This is a genomic window from Ruegeria sp. SATB045 (assembly GCF_059613525.1).
In genome coordinates, this window is record NZ_JBXWSR010000024.1 from 219251 (window position 1) to 237137 (window position 17887).

Genomic DNA, 17887 nt, shown 5'->3' on the forward strand with positions numbered 1-17887 from the left:
GAAATCGTCAATCCACCGACCACCCCAGAAGCAAGAGAATTCGGCACACTGAACGTTACATTTATTTTTAAGGGTTCTATCCGCGCGTCAGGATGCTCGCCATCTCATGAGACGACAGACAATTGTCCAAAAGTGACAAAATTATCGAGATCCAATCGGCGAGCGCCTGTAGGCACTCGGAGCAGCCCCTGTCCATCTTTGGAACGCTTTGTGAAAGCTGGCCGACGACGAAAACCCAAGATCCTGAGCGATCGCCTCAACGCTTTTGCGCCCTGCCTGAAGGTGCCCAATAGCAATGTCCCGGCGCAGTGCGTCTTTGATCGCCTGAAAGGATGTGCCGTCTGATTCCAATCGGCGCATCAAGGTACGCGGTGTCATATTCATTGCTTTCGCAGCCGCCGACAGGTTCGCGTGATCCCACCCCGTTTTGGTTAGGAAACTGCGCACCCGCAGAGACTGGGTGTGTTCACTTGATCGCGTGAATATCCAATCTCTTGGCGCATTTTCCAGAAACAGGTCTAGGTCGCTCGTCTGGCGGGCATGAATCGGACCCAATACACTTGCGTCAAAAGAAATGAAGGAGGCCGGCCGGGCGAAATATACCGGCGCAGGAAAGATAACCGAATAATCCTCGTCAAAGACCGGACGGTCGAACGAAAACCCCACGGCTTTGACAGGCACTTCACCTCGGGCCAGCCAGGACATGAGGCCGTGGGCCAGCTTTAGGATCAACATATGACCAAACCGCTGGGCCTCGACCTCGTGCACAGGCATAAGCGCCAGTTCGACGGCTTGATCGGCCTCGGTCAATTTGAACTGATAGTCGTCCAGTAACAGGTTCCAGAAGGTTGAGAACCGTTAGAGCGCCGATGACAATGACGTCGCTTCGCGAACAGACGTCAGCAAGTGCTGCAAAGCTCTGGGTCTAATCGGCCGCGACCAAAGACCCATCATCTCGTCTCCGGTTTCAACAGCCGCCAGCTGATACAGGTCGACAATCTGATCCAGCGTTACCCGGTCCTGACGTGTATCGCCCGCCGACGGCAGTTCGGACCGTTCCAATAACGACCCAAAATGTGAAACCGTGCAAAGTGGCTCCAACGCCGACAGCCAGTCGGCGATAAAGTCACTTGAAACCGTCGAAAACAGATTGGGTGATGTTTCGTTCATTCACGCTCTCTGCCACAGACGATCCAAGACCGCAAAATTCCAAGTGAGCGGCTTTCAGGGGTCAGCCATTCAAAAGCCCCGCGACCTCATCCGCAAGCGCGCGCACCTCTTCCGCAGCGGAACTGGCGCGCTTCGCCTCAAGCACACCCAGCCCTTGACCTAAAGCTTCCGCATATATCACCCTATTGGCCAATGAGGATTGAAACTGCGCCGCGCCAATCTCGCTAAGGGATTTCGCAACATCTTCACCGACGCGAGTGCCGGCCCGGGTTCGGTTCAAAACGATTTGCGTCGGCTTCCCAATACGATCAGCCAGATCCAGAATATCATGAGTTGCCCAAACATCCGCCTGACTGGCCGAGACCGGCACCAACACAAGATCCGACTCGCGCAGGACCCACCGCACGTCACTGTCGGCTTTGGGCGGCGTATCGACAAGCACTATGTCAGCATCCCCGCCGACGCCACGAATTGCCCGTGAAATTCCATATGCGGTCGCCGTCGAAAACCGAAGGTCTGCGTTCTCGCCAAACGTTTCTTCGCGCACGTCCAGCCATTTTCCAAGACTTCCCTGCGGATCGGTATCCACAAGCGCGACGCTTTTCCCTTCTTGCAGGAAGGCGATTGCCAAGTTCGAGACAAGCGTCGTCTTCCCCGCCCCGCCCTTTTGCTGCGCCACACAGATTATACGACCACCCATAGATCAAGCCTCCAACAGCCATTCTGCACCGCAGAATAGCGTGTCAGACAGGGAAAGGCGATAGGAGCGTTTGGGGATCATGTCCGGCCAACAATGCACCGTCAAAAACAATGGCAACAACGAGTTTGTTGCTGCGTTCGCCTCAGTGTGAGTTCGCTCCTGTTTGCATTCACAGTGCTTCCAGTTGTGATGGCACAAATAGAAACACTGCCCGAAGGCGGCGCTAGAGCTTTGCTATCTGTCTGGGATTATTGGTTGCGGGGGCAGGATTTGGCCTTCATCGAACAACCGTCCATCGAAGAAAAGGAAAGTAGACTACGTCTCGAAACACAAACTGAGGCTCCGAGGCAACTCAAGTGTCGAAAGCCTCCAAGCGACCGACCAGCAACTGCTCTGCACAATAAAGTAATCCAGCATTCCAATAAATTCGAAACCGCAGGTCAGCTGCGGTCCAAGGGTTCTTTGGCTCAGCGGTCAATTCTCTCGATCTGATTTGGCTCACGGGCCACTCAAAAAGGAAGCCACACCGCTAACACTGGCTCAACGAATTACATGAACCGAGCACCTGGCGTGATGCACGACTCTGTTCGCAGTGGAACCTAAAAATATGTCCTCAAAACCAGGCTTGTGCGAAGCCAAGACGATGCAATCCGACTCGTTCTCATTTGCGAAGTCGACAATAGCCCTGCCCGCGTGCCCAGAGATAAGCCGAGCCTTCGCGCCCGGAATTTCAGAAGCAGTCTGATGCAGGTTTTCCAGGATTTCATGCCGCGTATTGGCAAGTACCTCGCGGGGTATCTGAGACCCTACATACGCCGGAATTGGTTCTTGGACGTGTATCACGGTGAATACAGCTTCCGCATCAGCCAATTGGCGCGCGGCTTCAAACGACGCTTGTGCATCGTGTTCTTGGTCCAGAGCAACCGGGATCAGGATGTTCTTGTACATTTGACCTCCTATCTACTGCTCCGATGATTTCAGTTTGGTTTTTCGGCAGCACAAACCTTAAACAGGCTCGGACTTTGAAGATTTCCCCGCGCTCTTTGTAGCGGCTGCAACATCACCAACTGTTTTCTCAACAGCTGCAACTTCGGTTTCAGTGACATAAGATGCACAACGGGACACGGTTTCGAACCATTCCTGCGCGTCAGCAACCAACCGCTCAGCCGAATGGCGCTGCCATTCCGTCATACTCTGAAGCGCTTTCGTTGGATCGGACGGGTTCGCAGAAGACACTCTGCGTGCAGCTTGTAGAGCCGTCCGAACCGCCTCGTGACGCCGTTCGAACCAATGCTGCGCAAAGGCCTCTGTTTCTTCGAGCAATTTTTCTTGCGCGTCCCAAAATTGTTCGATCTGGGCGCCGAAGGCCGGATTGCCAGACATGGGCGGCTGCATTTGCTTGAAAACATCCACAAGTGAGGTCGGGCTATTTGTGCTAGATTTCTTTGTCGGCATCGAAAATTCCTCCTCGTTTCCTGAATGAGCTATTGTGCCACCTGCTGCGCGCTCTCGCCTTAATACAGATCAATATCCCTATTTTTAGGATCTTCAGCTTAGGCTGCGACGGGACATTCGCATTCTCTCCGACACCGGTTCCTAGCAGGCAGTGTTGGAGTTAGAGTAGTCTGGACAAGAACTTAACGCTTGGTTTTCTATGCACACTGCCGGCTTTTTGATTACCCTTGGCATCCTCTTCCTTGCCGGATTGGCGGCTGACCAACTTGGCCGGGCCACGCATCTTCCTCGTGTTACAACCTTACTTTTCCTCGGTCTGATCGCAGGGAACGCCGGAATTGGTTTGATCCCACTAGAAGTTGCAATGTGGTTCGACGAGATTTCCATTGTAGCCTTGACGATGGTCGCGTTTCTTCTTGGGGGTTCTTTGACCCGCGAGAACCTGGTTAGGCATGGTCGAGCCATCCTTACGATTTCAATTTCAATCGTGGTTGCAACCCTTGCTATTGTGTCTGCTGGACTGACCGCAATTGGCGTGCCCTTCGGGTTGGCGTTGGTGCTGGCGGCAATTGCTACGGCTACAGCTCCGGCCGCCATGACAGACGTGATCAATCAATCTGGGGTGTCCAACAGCTTCACCGAGACATTAAAGGGCGTCGTCGCAATTGATGACGCTTGGGGTCTGATCGTTTTCAGCATCGCCTTAGTTCTGGCCGGTCATTCGGATGGTTGGGCCACAGTCACGACCACAGCGATGTGGGATTTCGGAGGGGCTATTTTGTTGGGTGCCGCACTAGGCGTGCCATCCGCTTACCTGACCGGCCGCTTGAAACCGGGAGAGCCGATGCAGGCAGAAGCAGTGGGTATAGTCTTTCTGACAGCGGGCCTCGCGCTTTGGCTGGAAGTTTCATTCTTGGTAGCAGGCATGGTTGCGGGCGCAGCTATCGGGAATCTTGCCCGCCATCATGACCGTGCTTTTCATGAGATCGAGCACATTCAGTGGCCATTCATGATCCTGTTCTTCCTGTTGGCGGGTGCCACGTTGGATATCGAAGCCTTCGGCTTGATGGGTTGGGCTGGTGCACTTTTCCTGATCTTGCGCGCCGTGGCCCGTCTTGTCGGAGGGTATTGCGGAGCGAGACTGGGCGGCCTGCCTCGCCATCAGACCCGCTGGTACGGCCCCGCTTTGTTGCCACAGGCTGGTGTCGCGGTAGGAATGGCCCTCGTTGCCGGAGAGCAATTTCCGAATTGGGCCGCGTCCATCATGGCCTTTACTATTGCCAGCACTGTGGCCTTCGAAGTGTTGGGGCCGCCACTGACTCTCATGTCAATCAGACGCACGGCTGATACAGATTAGCAGATTGACCCGTGGCTATTCAGCCTGAATCGATTCCAAAAAGGCGAGCAAATTCGCCAACGGCAGGCCTACCATCATTCGTTGCCCACTAGGCAAAGCCACCGCGATTTGTTGGTCTGTCTCAAACACCGCACCAAAGATTGGCATTTCGCCCCCATGGGCGAGCAATTGCGAACGGCCGTCAATCTGTTCAGCTATACGATCTATCGGAAACACACCGTCGTTTTCGCCTGCCAATTTGGTGAGGTCAGGTGTTCGAATAGCAAGCATTTCCGCCATTGGCCCGTCTCCGGTTGCTTCGAAACCGTGACATTGCCAGCAATACGTCCGGTACAAATCTCGTCCCTCATCGACGCTGACCTCCTGCGCTAGTACGGGCCCCGTGACGAACAGTGCCAGTAAAATCCCGCGAACAATCTGCATACGCTCCTCCAATTAGCTGCCCCGGATGCAAATCTTGTTAATGCGCATCCTTAAGAAACTTCTTTGACCTCGCTCATGTTGCACCCTTCAGCACGAAGATTGGCGTTTAGGTCGAATAGCGCTTGAGCACGTGCCAAATCGAATCAAGGCCAGCCTCCAACTACGCCACGTCGTCATTGACCTCAGCACCCTTGCGCCCAGACGGCACTCCTTCCAATGCGTTCAAATGCCAGCGAATTCGCCAGAGGTGATAAGACACCCGATGCAGCCATCTGAGAGCATCCAACCGAGCCCAAACGACGTCGTCCGGCAGACTGTCAGTTGCAGCGTCGGAGATGAGCAAGTCTCTGCGAAGTTTCCTCTGTCGCCGCATAAAACGGCGAAGACGGTTCAGCGTGCTTTCACACTGCACTGGATTGTCGATCACTAAATAGCCGTCAGTCGCTGTAATCAACACCGAAGCAAGCCGTTTCAAACGCCGGTCTTTTGGTAACTCGCTTATCCGATCATCTTGGCTACACCGGTAAAGCAGCCGGTCAAGATGGTCGAGGACATGGTACATACCCTTGATGCTGGATATCTCTGCGTCGGACCTGCTGGGCAGTTCAATCTTGTCTAGGTACGAGCGCGCTTCCGATACAGCAGTCTCAATGCTGTCCCGCCCATAGTCGGGTCCGCTTGGCTGAGATGCCCCGATACATGACCGAAGGTGCGCCACTTCGGCCCTTACAATTTGTTCGACTGCGGCTTTTGCTGCATCCACCGCTATTTCCGGCATCCCGAGGACGAGAGGATACAGAGGTCTCGTTAACTCAGCCCCTTTGTCGGGTACGAGCGCCTCAACAAATCTGGCGAAAGGTTTCGCGAACGGCAAGATCAGCGCCACGCCTATCGCATTGAAGAAACTATGGAACGCGACAAGCGCAGTGAGAGAGTTTCCAGCCCCCGTCGCGCTTACAAAGACCGCAGTAAACGGCCCCAGCAGAAAAAATGCCATTGCCCCTGTCATCACGTTGTAGATCACATGAGCAAAACCGGTGCGGCGCGCCATCGTGCCCCCGCCCAAGGTGGCCAGAACAGCGGTGAAAGTTGTCCCCACGTCCATTCCAATGACCAGAGCCGCTGCTTGGGGGAAGTTCACGGCACCGGCGCTCAACGCAGCCAATGCCGTTGCAACACCAGCACTCGAAGACTGCGTCACCATGGTGATAACGACACCGATCAATACAAGCTTCAGCCTGCCCAGCAGCGTATCAGGTGGAAAATCGGCAGGGGTAACTACGCCGCGAAAGGCGTCAAGCCCGGATTTGAGTTGCTCGATCCCAATGAAAATCAAGCTGAATCCGGCCAACGCCAGCCCAAAGCCGGCAACCGCTTTCCTTCCCGAAAGCGCCAGCAAAGCCCCAACAAAAACAACGGGCAACATCACTTGCCCCAAGTCCAGCTTGAACCCCAAAAGCGCGACAAGCCAACCTGTCATCGTCGTTCCGATATTGGCCCCAAAGATGATCCCAAGCGCTTGGGGAAACGTGAGCAGACCAGACGCGACAAATCCAACGGCCGCAACGGTGGTCGCACTGGAAGACTGGATTGCAGCTGTCGTGACCGCGCCCGTTACCGCCCCGGTAAAAGGTGTCGATGTGAATCGGCCCAAAATATCTCGCAGTCGCGCCCCTGCCAAAGCCTTCAAACCGTCCGTCATCAACAGCATGCCGATAAGGAATAGGCCGATGCCACCCAGGGCTGGTAACAGGTTCCAGAGCATCACGAATTGCCTTCCACCCTAAATCTCACAACACCTAACATGTTTGCTTTGCCTTTAAGTCCGACGACAAACGATAGTTGGTTTGCGTTCAGCCTCGCAGACCAGAAGCCGCGAGTTGATTGACATAGATCAAAGCACCAATACGATTTACATAGTGAAATTCGAATGTTTCAACATACTCTACGTTCACCCTCCTGTCCCCAAGTAAACACAAAGGTGAACGGAATTTTGAAGGAGTGGAGGTTCCACCCACGGGGGCTCGGCAGGAGTGATGGCGAGCCCCCCAGTTAGTTGATTGGCGCCCAATGCGCCCAGACGTTGAGACATAAGGCATTCGGTGTGGCTTGGACCATAGGACTAAGCCGCTGCGCCAATCGAGACAAAAAGAGAAGGACGCTACTGACGACGTTCGGAATGGGCAGTTGGCGGAAATCACTTATGAACTCTGTTGATCCAAATGAACAGAAACTCAGACGAGCCCTTACTACCCCATTGCTCACGCTTTATGGCCTTGGGGTAACGGTCGGCGCGGGCATTTACGTTTTGGTCGGTGCAACAGCAGACATTGCCGGACCGTTTGCGGCGTTGTCGTTTGTTGTAGCCGCCCTCGTCGTATCACTCACCGCGCTTTCCTATGCAGAACTCGCAACTCGATTTCCAGTGAGCGCAGGTGAAGCGGCCTATGTTGAAGCGGGATTTCAGAAAAGATGGATGGCGGTTTTCGTTGGGCTTGCGGTGGCAGCCTCGGGCGTTATCTCCGCCTCTGCCGTTGCAATTGGCGCAGCATCATACCTTCATGCTTTGACCGGTTTTGCGATCCCTGTTTTGACCATCAGCGTCGTTTTGATCATGGGTCTAATCGCGCTTTGGGGGATCACTGAGTCGGTCTTTGTTGCGGCTGTCATCACGATCATCGAGATCGCAGGTCTTCTCTTTGTGATTGGCTGGGGCATGTCGATCCAGGATCCGCAGGGATACGAGATCAGTTCGATGCTTCCGCCGCTGGAACTCGACGCTTGGAGAGGCATTTTCGCGGCATCACTTCTCGCCTTCTTTGCATTTGTTGGCTTCGAGGACATGGCCAATGTCGCGGAAGAGGTGAAAGACCCAGTGCACACCATCCCAAAAGCGATTTTGCTAACGCTCGTTCTGGCAACCGTGTTGTATCTGGGAACTTCAATGACGGTCCTACTTGTTGTTCCGATTGATGTTCTTTCGACGTCCGCAGCACCCCTCGCGCTTGTGTTTTCAAACGCCCCTGAGATGATTAAACAGGGCTTTTCCGCGGTCGCGATTGTAGCGACGGTCAATGGAGTACTGATCCAGATGATTATGGCCTCGCGGGTGATCTATGGACTAGCTGACCGTGACCATCTGCCGAAGGTTCTGGCGATTGTCCCGAAAGCAACGCAGACACCAGTAGTTGCTACTTTGCTGGTCGTGGTGATCATCGTTCTGCTGACCCAAACTATACCGATTGGTACTTTGGCAGAGCGCACATCCCAGATCGTTCTGGGCGTCTTTGTGCTCGTCAACATTTCGCTGATCCTGTTGAAGATGCAGCCGGATGAGGCCACCAAGCACTTCCGCGTTCCTTTTGTGGTACCGATCCTTGGGGTGATCACCAGTGCATTGCTTTTCGGATCTGGATTTCTCTAACTAAATACAACGACCCAAAGGCTTCCAAGAGCTACCACAGCATATGACGACTGACCAAACTTCCATAGGATCAAAACTCTCAGGCTGGTGGCATAGAACATTTGTGGATCTGATTCAGCAGCTGCGATGGTCCTATTTGCCGCCATTGATGGTCTATTTCGCGGCCGGCGTGTCCGGCCTGACCTCGGTCGTCGGCGCTTTTTTCCTAAAAGACTATCTCGATTTATCCGCCTCTTTCGTTGCAGGACTCGCGTTTTGGGCTGGTATCCCGTGGATACTCAAAATGCCGCTTGGTCATGTCGTGGACCTGTTTTGGCGCTGGAAGTCCCTGCTGATCCTGTTTGGCGCATCCCTGATCACGTTGTCTTTGCTCACAATGTACGGTCTCGTGACCGCGCCTGCCGTGATGTCCAATTTCATGCCACTGGAAGACTGGTATGTCCTAGCCCTGCTGCTGGCGCCTTCAGGCTATGCCATTCAAGACGTTGTTGCGGACGCCATGACGGTCGAAGCGGTCCCCAGGGTTAACCAGCACGGCCTTCCGTTTACGCCTGAAGAAACCCGTGCACAGCACACGACAATGCAAACCTTGGGCAGAGTTTCGATCATTTCCGGGTTTGCGGCGGTTGCGGCTGTGAACATCTGGATTTTCTCTGGAACTGAAGATCTGCAAAAATCGGAACGTCTTGCGCTTTATGGCCAAGTGTACCTGATAGCTCTGGCCATCCCGGTGTTGTCCGTCAGTGGAGTGGTTCTTCACAGCTTTTTCCAGCGTCAACTTATCAAGCGCGGCCACTCGTCTCACACACCGGATGAAGTCACCGAAGTCAAATGGTCCATATTACTGGGCGGCCTGGCATTCGTTGTGCTTAGCATCGTGTTGGGAACCGCCGATTTCGAGTTTGCGCAAGAAACAGTCTTTGCGGTTTCTCTAACGGTGATCCTGTACCTCATGTCGCGTCTGCTGAAAGAGCTGGAACCGGCCCAAGCCATGGCCTTGATCGGGACAGCGACAATCATTTTTGTATTCCGTGCCGTTCCTCTGCCGGGGCCAGGCCTGACTTGGTTTGAAATCGATGAACTTGGGTTCGATGAACAGTTCCTGGCAATCCTGGCACTATTAACTTCGCTGCTGGCGTTGTTGGGGTTAATCGTTCTCCGGCCATTTATGGCCAATCGCTCTATTGCGCATGTGGTGGTATTGTTAACGATCGCCGCGGGCGTTCTCGCCATGCCCAACCTCGCCTTATATTACGGCGTGCATGAATGGACGGCAGCGCGTACCGGCGGAGTTGTCGATGCAAGGTTCATTGCCATTCTTGATACAGCTGTTGAATCGCCGCTTGGGCAGATTGCCATGGTCCCGATGTTGGCTTGGATTGCACGCAATGCCCCTGTTCAGTTGAAAGCGACCTTCTTTGCGGTGATGGCATCGTTTACCAACATGGCATTGTCGGCCAGCAGCCTCAGCACCAAATACCTCAACCAAACATTCGTTGTGACTCGCGCTGTCACAAATCCAGAAACCGGTGCGGTCACGTCGACCGCAGACTACAGTCAACTTGGATACCTGCTGATCTGCGTGGCCATGATCTCAGTGATCGTTCCACTCGCTACTGTGTTCTTCGTACAAAACTCACGCTTCCGAACGAGCGAATGATTACTGGCTTTCCACCTCTCCCAGCAGAACTCTGAGATGTGAGACCGGGACGCCGATGTTTGAACCACCGAACTCGGGCAGGATCGCAGCATTGATGGCAACGACCTGACCACGCCGATTCAATACTGGTCCTCCGCTCCCACCGGTCGTGGTCTCAGCGTCATAAACGATGGCGCTCTCACTTGTCCGCGCAACGATCCCCCGGCTTGCTAGCGGATGAATCTTGCTTTGTGTGGAAAGCCGGGACGCTATCGACCAAAAGTTCAACGTTCCGTCAGCCTCCAATCCCTTTAAAAAGCCCGGACCAGCCTGCGCGATCAATGCTTTCAAACCCGTTGGGTATCCCAACAGATAAAGCTCTTCACCTACGCGCGACTTGGTATCCGCCAACGGAATTCCAAGGTCCTGAACGCGGCTTGGCTCAACTTCCAAAATCGCCAAGTCTGCCGCTTCGCTGAACCGAAGCAGCCGCGCCTCTATTGGTTCCGTCTGATCAGGCAAATAGGCCAGCAGCTTCAACATCTCTGGCTCAAGACCAGCGTCGCTCAGCGCTTTTTCTCGGTTCCCCGAGGTCCAGGGCAAAGCGACATGGCGGTTGGTCGCCATCAACGGGACCCCAGCGATCAAAAACCCCGTTCCGGTGAATTGAAACTCTGCGGGTTCGCCGGTCCCGTCCGGTTCGATCCAAGGCTGACCAAACGGGGTTTTCAGGTTTTCTCCGTTCGGTCCCAAAACGTGCCGTAGTATCTTCCCGCTTTCCACGTGGCGCAATCCATAAGCTCCCTGAAGGAAAGCGACAGATCGAGTGGAGGCAGCTATCACTCGCGTGGGTGCCCCCGCGCGTTGCTCCAAGGTTCCAAGACGCCGCTCGGTCGACAGAACCTGGTTCTCAAAAGCGTCACGCAACGAAACCAAGTCATCAGGCGTAAGTGCATCTTCTCGCGTCTGGGCAAGCATAACCGCGACCGCTTCGATCTTGCGGGACTCCTGTTCGATACTATCCGCCAAGCGCCGGTCGTTTTGGTAAAGCAGGTACCCAAACCCCGCGATCACAAGAAGCGTTGCAAGAACCGTGATCCTGAACAGTATCGTGGTTTGAGAGGCAAGCCGCCGCCCACTATCGCGCAAGGCACCAGACATCTTTTTGGCGAAGGGTCGACGGCTCGTTCGGGTGTAAGCATATGCGTCGCTGAGGATATCTTCGACTGTGTGGTGTGCGGGAAATGAGTGATCGCACAACCTGTATCGAGACATGGGGCCCTTTTCGCCGAACTCGATCATGTCACCATGCCTAAGAGACGCCGCAGAGGCTTTTTGCCCGTTTACCCATACATTGCGCCCAACCGATGCGGCTATTGTGTAACCGTCGTCAGCCCACTGTAGTGTGGCAATATCGTTGTCATGGGGAGGCAGGTCATCTTTAGGTCGAATGCTTAACACCCTGCCATCACCAACAGAGACAGTCAGGGCATTGTCGACAAGCCAGTTCACGTTTCCGCGCGATGGACCTGTAAGGCTCTCCAAAAAGGCCCGCACCTCACCTTCACCACCATTCACTGAGGGTGTCATGTCGCTCACTTCTGGTTTGCGCATTGTGGCCCCCTATCCAAACGCGTGAGGGCATTCTATCACGCCGCAACACCAAACCCATGGTTTGACGCGAATGTACAAAAAAGCACATTTAAACAAGCACCTGCGATGTCTGCCGGATTCAACCCAACACATCTATCAGACCGCAGTCCGAAGAAGGCCGATCCATGATCAGCCCTCTGCTTTGGCATTTGCAAGCACCGTATCGCGCCAACAGTCTGTTTATTTCGACGATACCTTGATCTTACGGCTTGGATCCTGAGGTTCAGTCTTCGGCATTTGAATACGCAAAACGCCCTTGTCGAATGTTGCTGAAACCTTGTCGACTTCCACAGTATCTGGCAGCGACATGGCTCTGGAAAAGCTGCCATAGCTTCTTTCGCTTACACGCAGATCGCCCGTTTCGTCATGCGCAATCTTCTTCTGACCGCGCAGGATTAGCCTGCGATCCTTGATTTCAATTTCTACATCATCCTCTTCGAGCCCCGGCAATTCAGCCGTTAGGACTATCGCAGAATCCGTCTCTTGGACATCGATTGCCGGAGAAATCGCGCCTGTCATATCAAGAGACGGAAAACCCGTGCGTTGCGCAGCCGTTTCCATAGGTAGGAAAGGTGATCCTCCCCCAAAAAACCGCGACATCAGGGTTTCCATTTCACGTCGAAAATTGTCGGAGAGCGGATGCGTTCCAGTGAAAAGTTGCGGGGACTTTTTGTCTTCTAGCATTTTTTGAGCCTCCTCCTTTGGTCGGATTTCGCGCGCGCAACATTATGACAGGAAACGCGGTCAATGACCTTGATCTTGCGCAAGCATGCAGCCTCAGCTTCAGCCAGATCGCACGTACCGACCGGACGAACAGAAATGGGAACCGTCGGCAAACACTCTTGCCCTGTCATGCTACAATTCAGACCAATCTCAGCAGTCTTGATCGGAGTCCCATGTCAGCTTAGCGTTTATTCTGAATGAGCCCGGGTTGCCTACCTTTAGAAATTTGGAGCAAAGCCGTATGAAATGGCCTTATCTGGCGCTGATCTACGTTTTGCTGATCTTGGCCCCCTTGGGTTTTTCTTGGTCTCTGGGATGGCAACCGCGATCATTTCATCAAGAGCTCGCGTCCGGGCTTGGAATGCTTGCTTTTTCAATAATACTAGTTGAGTTCTTGCTGTCTGGGCGGTTCAGATTCATCTCTTCCGGTCTGGGTATGGATGTGACTATGCGGGTGCATCAGATGATGGCGCGTACAGCGCTTGGCTTTGCGCTAATACACCCGCTGCTGTACCAGGGTACGCCATCTGGCGGACGCCGCCCGTGGGATGAAACAAGTCAACTTACTATTTCGACCGACTTTTCTGCCCTGGCGTCGGGCATCGGCGCATATTTTTTACTGTTCATTCTGGTTGCCTCGGCAATTGCCCGTAAATCCCTTGATTACAAGTACGAGACATGGCGCCTATTGCACGGGCTGGGAGCCTTGGTGATTGCCTGCCTGCTGTTGCACCACACAGTCTATGCCGGGCGCTACGGCGGACATCCGCTAATGACGTTTCTCTGGCTTGCCCTGACCACTATTGCAGTAGGGACTTTACTGTATGTCTATCTCGTTTGCCCTTTGCGTCAGAGGAAAAGGCCGTGGCGCGTTGCTTCTCTATGTCGACTAACACCAAAGCAATGGGAGTTGCGGCTCAAGCCCGATGGTCACACCGGACTAACTTTCGAAGCAGGGCAGTTTGCTTGGCTAAATGTCGGCCACAGTGCTTTCTCGCTGCACGAGAACCCATTCTCGATTAGTTCGGCACCAGCCGAAGGCCCCGAAGTGTCCTTTGTGATAAAGGAACTTGGGGATTTCACATGCGGTCTCGGACAGATCGCTCCGCAAACCCCTGTCTATCTGGATGCCCCACACGGAAATTTGTCGATCAGCCACCGTCCTGAGAAAGGCATTGTTCTGATCGCAGGTGGTGTGGGTATCGCGCCGATGTTGAGCATTATGCGTCAAGTAAGGTTAAGCGGAACACAACGCGATCTCAAGCTTATCTATGGCAACCGGGTGGAGGAGCAGATTGTTTATCCTCGGGAGTTGTCCAAAGAAGAAACAGTATTTGTTCTATCCGAACCGCCCAAGGATTGGCGCGGCGAAACTGGTTTGATCGACGGTCCCCTGTTGGACCGCAATTTGTCATCTGAACAATTTGAGAGCTGGCTTTTTGTTCTCTGCGGCCCCCCGGCCATGATGGACGCCGTCGAAGATCATCTGATCGCTCGGGGCACCGCGTCACACCGGATTTTGTCTGAAAGGTTTGACTATGACTAGACTGCTCAGAAATCTGCCCGCAAGCCAACAAGTGAAGGTCACGGTGTGGTGCATCAGTTTTGTAATCCTCGTCGCTGTTTTGGCCTTTTCCTTAAGGTAGCAAAACAAACCATCGGGCCATAGCCAGCTTCAAAAATTGTCAGCCCAGAAAAGCCGACTTGCTTCGAGATGTAGGTCGTTGCGATCTTCCTTAAAAACATGCTTTGCGTGGACAGCAAAAGCGAACCACAACTCTCGCGATACGCTCCCAAGTAACGCCTTTGATGGAGATCAAGGGCAAACCAAGCCACTTATTCATAATCAGCAATCTATTCAGACCGATTTATGGGAGGATCGGAATGATCGTACTCATCGCCTTCGCTACAGTCGAAGGCCAGACAGCAAAGATTGCGCGCTTCATCAGCAGTGTCGCGAAGAATGCCGGATTCAACGCAAAGCTTATCAATACCGATGAAATGTCCAGCCACATATCACTTGACGATGTGGTCAAGGTTGTTCTTCTGGCCCCTGTCCACGAGCGTAGGCATCCCGAGTCATTCGAGACTTTTGTCGCTTCAAATAGAAATGCCCTAATGGAACGAAAGTCTCTCGTGCTTTCCGTCGGTCTAAAAGCTGCTTTCGCGTCAGGTCGAGAAGAAGCGCAAGACTATCTCAACGAAATGCTAATGCGAACAGGTTTTGAACCAGATGCAACAGCGTTGGTCGCAGGCGCAGTGAGGCCCGAAAGCTACGGATATTTTGAGAGGGAGATCCTAAAGCACGTTGTCTTGCTGGGTCGAAAAATCGATCCACGAGATGGTGCACGGGAGTTTACTGATTGGGACGAATTAACGTCTACTGTGGTAGATTTTCTTGGTGGAAACGGCCGGGCCAATCAGCATTAATCTCAAACGATATCCTAACAACAGCTGGCTACTCTCGTATTTACCAGAAAATCACAGTCGCCGGTTCGCTTCATTAGTGTCCTAATAGCACTGGCAACCCTGTCTGCTCCAACATTGCTTGCGTCGTTCCCCCAAAGACTGACTCGCGCAGATGGGAATGCCCATACGCGCCCATAACAACGAGATCGGCTCCCAATTCTGTTGCGCTATCCTGAATGCAGCGTTCGATCGAGTCCCCACCACACGGAAACTGCGACACGGTCACTTTGCAACCGTGATGACGGAGCCATCCAGCAACGTCAGTTCCGGGTTCTTCGCCTTCGACGTCATCAGACGACCGCAAATCGAAACACCCAACCACAACTTTCTTGGCCGCCAGAAAAAAAGGTAAAGCTAAATGTGCAGCCCTAGACGCAGGCAGGCTATCATTCCATGCTAAAAAAATGCGTTCACGTTGGGCAAACGGGTCTCCATTGATCATTAGGGCGACTGGAGAATGGAACAATACTCCGTACGCGACCTTATGAAACAAATCGGGATCTTTTCGCAACTCAGCGTCAAGAAAGGCGATATCACAGCATTTGGCTTGGCCTGCCACAAGATGCTGTAAGTCAGTTCCAGATCCAATAAAGGCGTTTACATTTGCCGATACACCCTGCGCGGCCAGAAGCGCTTCAACTTCGGTGGCGCGGGACTTCAAGGCGGCATTTTTTTCGTCTAGAACATCCAACCAGTTTGAAGGGAGACCCGCCTCAACGAACCTGTTTGATCCATAGTTTAGATAAGGCAGGTTGGGTAAAGCCGCAATCAATACACAAATCAAGTGGCCGTTTTGGATGCGGGCAGTTTTAGCGCATTCCAAAATCGACGCGTCGTCAGCATCAACTCCTACATAATATGCCACTGTTCTGTGTCGCATTCCCGACCTCCGTCCGGAATTTCACTTCGCCCCAGCGCCGTGCGCACTGATTAAACCAACAAATAGATTTTGTTGTCAGTCGCTCTATTTATTTCGGCAGCATGAAGAACTCTTCCAGCACAATCTTGCCGTCCGCCACCGAATACAAAGCGATCTCGCGCAGCGAAATGCGCTCACCCGTAGATTTCTGAATCACTTCAGCCCTGAAACGCACTCCAAAGCGGTTGGGTGGGTGGACGTAGGGACCATCCACGTCGAGTTCCTGGATTTCGTGCGATGCCAACCAATCCTCTCTTTTTCCCTTGATGGCTTCTCGCCCCTTTGAAACGCGGAATTGTCGAGCCGGAGGCACGACTGCCTCTATCGACTGTGCGTTTTCGGCATACATTTCATCGACACTTCCAATGCCCCTGCGCTCACGCATGGCCTGGACGAAGGATCTACCGATTTCAACTAACTCTTCCATGAATCCCCCCTGAGTTATCATTGATTGTACCACTTCTTGCCCGCTCAAATCTTGACAAGGATCAATGAGCATAGCGGGAGACGCAATGAGGTCGAATCGTGCTCAACTCTGCTCAGCTAGAATTAACAAACTTAATACCGCGCCACATTCGCATCAATCTGCAAGAAAGGCGGACAGGGTCAGCGCGCTAGTGTCGCCTTTTCTATGGCGTTCAGATCGAACTGGAAGGGGCACTTTCAGCGATGATTGGGTTGGCCCAGAACGAACAAAGCCGCCCTGAGGCGGCTTGTTCGAGACTCTGTTCGACCCAAGTGGTTGCGGGAGCAGGATTTGGCCTTTGCCGAACGTCCGCAAAATTGACGTCCTAACGATACTGCTGTGCACAGTTTTTAATTCATCATGATGAGTTGAAAAGTTTGGTTCAATAGACGTCGGCGAACGAGTTGGCGTTAAAAGGTCACCCAAATCTCATCGGCTTTCTTTTCCTTTGAGAACGGCGTAGTCCAAGACTGATATATTTTAGCGCAGCCCTGATCAGAGCCGATACAGAACATTATCGTAATTGGAAGATTGGACGTGTGCACCACCGGCATTATTGGGGCCGGTGATTTAATCCTCGCGAAACGCACGCTGAAAATACACAGCGAGCGGCTGCGTCAGATAACTTAGCGGAGTCCGGTTCTCGGTCTTGAGGAAGGCTTCGGCCGGCATGCCTGGAACAAGTGAGACATTTTCCAGAGCCTCGAGCGCTGCCACGTCTGGCATGAGGATCGCCTCGTAGAACGTTTCACCTGTGGCTTCATCTCACGCAGCATCAGCGGCAACGCGGACGACTTTACCTGCAACTTCCGGAGTCGTGCGTCGATTGAACGTGGTAAACATCAGCGATACATCCCGACCGGTGTAGACCTGCTCGATATCTGTCGGTGATATCCGTGCGGACACGTGAAGCGGTTGATCTCCGGGCACGATATACATCATCGGATCGGCTGCCCGAACTACAGACTGTTCCGCAAAGACGCTTGATCCAAAGGTAATGCCGGCGACAGGCGCCCGGACCTCAAGGCGGGACAGCCTTTCGATAAGCCCAAGGCGCTTCTCGACCAATTCCGCTACACCCCCATTTGTCATAAGACAATATCCGGCCCCCGCTCCTTCCCCCCGGTCTTGCGGGAGAACCGGCAGGGCGTCAAACCTGCCACTGTGTGTGAAGAGCATGCTCAAGCCTATCGCGTATCGGATCCGTCGATCCGTACAGGGGCTTTGGAGATCATCCGGGGCCTGATCGAGCGTGTCTCGGTCCAACATAAACAGGATAGCGTTCAGATCGAACTGGAAGGGGCACTTTCAGCGATGATTGGGTTGGCCCAGAACGAACAAAGCCGCCCTGAGGCGGCTTGTTCGAGACTCTGTTCGACCCAAGTGGTTGCGGGAGCAGGATTTGAACCTGCGACCTTCAGGTTATGCGGCTGACGAGGTGAAGACGTTAAGCAATTGATCCGGGGGATCAATTGTAGTCTGAACGGGC

Annotated in this window: 16 protein-coding genes and 2 pseudogenes; 6 read left to right on the plus strand and 12 right to left on the minus strand. The window is 53.4% G+C overall.

The genetic code is table 11. From position 1 onward, the window contains the following. Positions 1 to 141: 141 nt before the first annotated feature. The 5 genes and pseudogenes from AC2FNR_RS13985 to AC2FNR_RS14005 form a co-directional block, all read right to left on the minus strand. Complete coding sequence (locus tag AC2FNR_RS13985; RefSeq protein WP_496849600.1) at positions 142 to 384, minus strand: helix-turn-helix domain-containing protein; 243 nt, start codon at positions 382 to 384, stop codon at positions 142 to 144. 180 nt (positions 385 to 564) lie between these two features. Further along, a pseudogene (locus AC2FNR_RS13990) lies at positions 565 to 1170 on the minus strand (AraC family transcriptional regulator ligand-binding domain-containing protein); the annotation flags it as partial. A 61-nt stretch (positions 1171 to 1231) separates the two neighbouring features. Next, entirely contained in the window at positions 1232 to 1870 is a 639-nt protein-coding gene (gene parA, locus AC2FNR_RS13995) for a ParA family partition ATPase (RefSeq protein WP_170355495.1), read from the minus strand. 540 nt (positions 1871 to 2410) lie between these two features. Beyond that, positions 2411 to 2818 carry a universal stress protein gene (locus tag AC2FNR_RS14000; RefSeq protein WP_496849582.1) on the minus strand — a complete coding sequence of 136 codons (408 nt, stop codon included), beginning with the start codon at positions 2816 to 2818 and terminating at the stop codon, positions 2411 to 2413. Between the two features lie 57 nt (positions 2819 to 2875). Further along, complete coding sequence (locus AC2FNR_RS14005; protein WP_496849584.1) at positions 2876 to 3325, minus strand: phasin family protein; 450 nt, start codon at positions 3323 to 3325, stop codon at positions 2876 to 2878. A 199-nt stretch (positions 3326 to 3524) separates the two neighbouring features. On the opposite strand from AC2FNR_RS14005, the gene AC2FNR_RS14010 reads away from it, so the two are divergent. Further along, positions 3525 to 4682 carry a cation:proton antiporter gene (locus tag AC2FNR_RS14010; RefSeq protein WP_496849586.1) on the plus strand — a complete coding sequence of 386 codons (1158 nt, stop codon included), beginning with the start codon at positions 3525 to 3527 and terminating at the stop codon, positions 4680 to 4682. 15 nt (positions 4683 to 4697) lie between these two features. Here the strand turns inward: AC2FNR_RS14010 and AC2FNR_RS14015 are convergent, their stop codons facing one another. Both AC2FNR_RS14015 and AC2FNR_RS14020 read right to left on the minus strand, forming a co-directional pair. Then, complete coding sequence (locus AC2FNR_RS14015) at positions 4698 to 5105, minus strand: c-type cytochrome (RefSeq protein WP_170754750.1); 408 nt, start codon at positions 5103 to 5105, stop codon at positions 4698 to 4700. A 160-nt stretch (positions 5106 to 5265) separates the two neighbouring features. After that, positions 5266 to 6870: a Na/Pi cotransporter family protein gene (locus AC2FNR_RS14020; RefSeq protein ID WP_496849588.1), complete on the minus strand. Its 1605-nt coding sequence runs from the start codon at positions 6868 to 6870 to the stop codon at positions 5266 to 5268. A 438-nt stretch (positions 6871 to 7308) separates the two neighbouring features. Between AC2FNR_RS14020 and AC2FNR_RS14025 the strand changes: the two genes are divergently transcribed. Continuing rightward, positions 7309 to 8529, plus strand: coding sequence for an APC family permease (locus AC2FNR_RS14025; protein ID WP_480866619.1), 1221 nt, complete (start codon positions 7309 to 7311; stop codon positions 8527 to 8529). Positions 8530 to 8572: 43 nt separating this feature from the next. Then, positions 8573 to 10189 carry an MFS transporter gene (locus AC2FNR_RS14030; RefSeq protein ID WP_480866620.1) on the plus strand — a complete coding sequence of 539 codons (1617 nt, stop codon included), beginning with the start codon at positions 8573 to 8575 and terminating at the stop codon, positions 10187 to 10189. Here the strand turns inward: AC2FNR_RS14030 and AC2FNR_RS14035 are convergent, their stop codons facing one another. Both AC2FNR_RS14035 and AC2FNR_RS14040 read right to left on the minus strand, forming a co-directional pair. After that, positions 10190 to 11782 carry a trypsin-like peptidase domain-containing protein gene (locus AC2FNR_RS14035; RefSeq protein ID WP_480866621.1) on the minus strand — a complete coding sequence of 531 codons (1593 nt, stop codon included), beginning with the start codon at positions 11780 to 11782 and terminating at the stop codon, positions 10190 to 10192. A 219-nt stretch (positions 11783 to 12001) separates the two neighbouring features. Further along, entirely contained in the window at positions 12002 to 12505 is a 504-nt protein-coding gene (locus AC2FNR_RS14040) for an Hsp20/alpha crystallin family protein (protein WP_480866623.1), read from the minus strand. A gap of 400 nt (positions 12506 to 12905) precedes the next feature. On the opposite strand from AC2FNR_RS14040, the gene AC2FNR_RS14045 reads away from it, so the two are divergent. Both AC2FNR_RS14045 and AC2FNR_RS14050 read left to right on the plus strand, forming a co-directional pair. After that, positions 12906 to 14090: a ferredoxin reductase family protein gene (locus AC2FNR_RS14045; RefSeq protein WP_496849591.1), complete on the plus strand. Its 1185-nt coding sequence runs from the start codon at positions 12906 to 12908 to the stop codon at positions 14088 to 14090. A 338-nt stretch (positions 14091 to 14428) separates the two neighbouring features. Further along, on the plus strand, positions 14429 to 14974 hold the full coding sequence (locus AC2FNR_RS14050) for a flavodoxin domain-containing protein (protein WP_496849593.1): 546 nt from the start codon (positions 14429 to 14431) through the stop codon (positions 14972 to 14974). Between the two features lie 73 nt (positions 14975 to 15047). Here the strand turns inward: AC2FNR_RS14050 and AC2FNR_RS14055 are convergent, their stop codons facing one another. The 3 genes and pseudogenes from AC2FNR_RS14055 to AC2FNR_RS14065 form a co-directional block, all read right to left on the minus strand. Further along, positions 15048 to 15893: a universal stress protein gene (locus AC2FNR_RS14055; RefSeq protein ID WP_496849595.1), complete on the minus strand. Its 846-nt coding sequence runs from the start codon at positions 15891 to 15893 to the stop codon at positions 15048 to 15050. Positions 15894 to 15981: 88 nt separating this feature from the next. Next, positions 15982 to 16359 (minus strand): SnoaL-like domain-containing protein, encoded by a 378-nt coding sequence (locus AC2FNR_RS14060; protein WP_496849597.1) that lies wholly within the window; start codon positions 16357 to 16359, stop codon positions 15982 to 15984. Positions 16360 to 16968: 609 nt separating this feature from the next. Then, positions 16969 to 17667: pseudogene (locus AC2FNR_RS14065) on the minus strand (beta-barrel domain-containing protein). Between AC2FNR_RS14065 and AC2FNR_RS14070 the strand changes: the two are divergent. After that, positions 17563 to 17832, plus strand: a complete 270-nt coding sequence (locus AC2FNR_RS14070; protein WP_496849602.1) for a hypothetical protein — start codon at positions 17563 to 17565, stop codon at positions 17830 to 17832. The pseudogene AC2FNR_RS14065 and the gene AC2FNR_RS14070 overlap by 105 nt on opposite strands. Positions 17833 to 17887 lie beyond the last annotated feature (55 nt).

What these genes read in the sequence shown, in the direction of transcription:
- AC2FNR_RS13985 (WP_496849600.1), bottom strand. Translation starts at nt 384, where the DNA reads ATGAATATGACACCGCGTACCTTGATGCGCCGATTGGAATCAGACGGC.
- parA (WP_170355495.1), bottom strand. Translation starts at nt 1,870, where the DNA reads ATGGGTGGTCGTATAATCTGTGTGGCGCAGCAAAAGGGCGGGGCGGGG.
- AC2FNR_RS14000 (WP_496849582.1), bottom strand. Translation starts at nt 2,818, where the DNA reads ATGTACAAGAACATCCTGATCCCGGTTGCTCTGGACCAAGAACACGAT.
- AC2FNR_RS14005 (WP_496849584.1), bottom strand. Translation starts at nt 3,325, where the DNA reads ATGCCGACAAAGAAATCTAGCACAAATAGCCCGACCTCACTTGTGGAT.
- AC2FNR_RS14010 (WP_496849586.1), top strand. Translation starts at nt 3,525, where the DNA reads ATGCACACTGCCGGCTTTTTGATTACCCTTGGCATCCTCTTCCTTGCC.
- AC2FNR_RS14015 (WP_170754750.1), bottom strand. Translation starts at nt 5,105, where the DNA reads ATGCAGATTGTTCGCGGGATTTTACTGGCACTGTTCGTCACGGGGCCC.
- AC2FNR_RS14020 (WP_496849588.1), bottom strand. Translation starts at nt 6,870, where the DNA reads ATGCTCTGGAACCTGTTACCAGCCCTGGGTGGCATCGGCCTATTCCTT.
- AC2FNR_RS14025 (WP_480866619.1), top strand. Translation starts at nt 7,309, where the DNA reads ATGAACTCTGTTGATCCAAATGAACAGAAACTCAGACGAGCCCTTACT.
- AC2FNR_RS14030 (WP_480866620.1), top strand. Translation starts at nt 8,573, where the DNA reads ATGACGACTGACCAAACTTCCATAGGATCAAAACTCTCAGGCTGGTGG.
- AC2FNR_RS14035 (WP_480866621.1), bottom strand. Translation starts at nt 11,782, where the DNA reads ATGCGCAAACCAGAAGTGAGCGACATGACACCCTCAGTGAATGGTGGT.
- AC2FNR_RS14040 (WP_480866623.1), bottom strand. Translation starts at nt 12,505, where the DNA reads ATGCTAGAAGACAAAAAGTCCCCGCAACTTTTCACTGGAACGCATCCG.
- AC2FNR_RS14045 (WP_496849591.1), top strand. Translation starts at nt 12,906, where the DNA reads ATGCTTGCTTTTTCAATAATACTAGTTGAGTTCTTGCTGTCTGGGCGG.
- AC2FNR_RS14050 (WP_496849593.1), top strand. Translation starts at nt 14,429, where the DNA reads ATGATCGTACTCATCGCCTTCGCTACAGTCGAAGGCCAGACAGCAAAG.
- AC2FNR_RS14055 (WP_496849595.1), bottom strand. Translation starts at nt 15,893, where the DNA reads ATGCGACACAGAACAGTGGCATATTATGTAGGAGTTGATGCTGACGAC.
- AC2FNR_RS14060 (WP_496849597.1), bottom strand. Translation starts at nt 16,359, where the DNA reads ATGGAAGAGTTAGTTGAAATCGGTAGATCCTTCGTCCAGGCCATGCGT.